General features: G+C 32.7%; 1 protein-coding gene. It reads left to right on the top strand.

Annotated features, from left to right (window positions below):
• Positions 1 to 219: 219 nt before the first annotated feature.
• Positions 220 to 854, top strand: a 635-nt coding sequence (locus AN964_RS21705) for a glycosyltransferase family 2 protein (RefSeq protein WP_152982449.1), incomplete at its 3' end; no start/stop codon positions are given.

Raw genomic sequence — 854 nt, 5'->3', positions numbered from 1 at the left:
TTAAACTTTTTGATGAAGGCCACCAAGCGAAAGCGCGGTAGAAAAATCTGTGTCTATTTTCTTGACGTAGTAACATTTTCATTGTTGGATGACGGATGGATAACAATATGGTAATGTAAAACACATATGAATAGAGTGTTCAGAAATTCCGTTAAAGGAAGCTTACCGATATTTAAGATAAACTGCTAAACTCTATTCTGTGGCAAAGGGGGGAAGAGTATGAAAATCACGGTAATAATCCCAGTATTTAATACGGAGGAATTCTTGCCTGAGTGCATAGAATCCGTGATAAATCAAACATATGAAAATATAGAAATCATAATAGTAGATGATGCATCTACTGACAACTCCAATCGGATTATTAATGAATACTCTAAAATGGATGAAAGAATAAAAATAAGTTCTTTCACTGAAAGAAAAGGTGTTGGTGCTGCTCGAAATTTCGGTTTACGTCAATCAACAGGAGAGTATGTTTATTTCTTGGACAGCGATGATTTTATTGAAAGCGCTACATTACAGAAGCTTATCGAAAATATAAGAGGGTACAAGATTATTTCTGGACGGCAAAAAATAGTGAAGAAGCATAATGATATTTTCCAAAAGGAAAATAATGATAAGGGCTTACTGTTTAAGGATCGTTTTAGACATTTTGGAGGAATGTCTATTATACATCACCTTATTTCTAAAGAATTTATCTTAGCAAACAATTTAACTTTTACGGAGAATGTACATTGCTATACAGAATTACCCATCATTATTTCCTTACTAAAGGGTTTGTATAAATGTCAACACAAATATGTACACTTTCGCTTGTATAAGAATGTACAAAATTACTCATTTTCTTTCGCTAAATG

This window comes from Heyndrickxia shackletonii (assembly GCF_001420715.1).
Taxonomy (GTDB): Bacteria; Bacillota; Bacilli; order Bacillales; family Bacillaceae_C; genus Margalitia; species Margalitia shackletonii.
The sequence above is the reverse complement of the archived record's forward strand: the minus strand, read 5'-3'. Positions and strand labels throughout refer to the sequence as shown.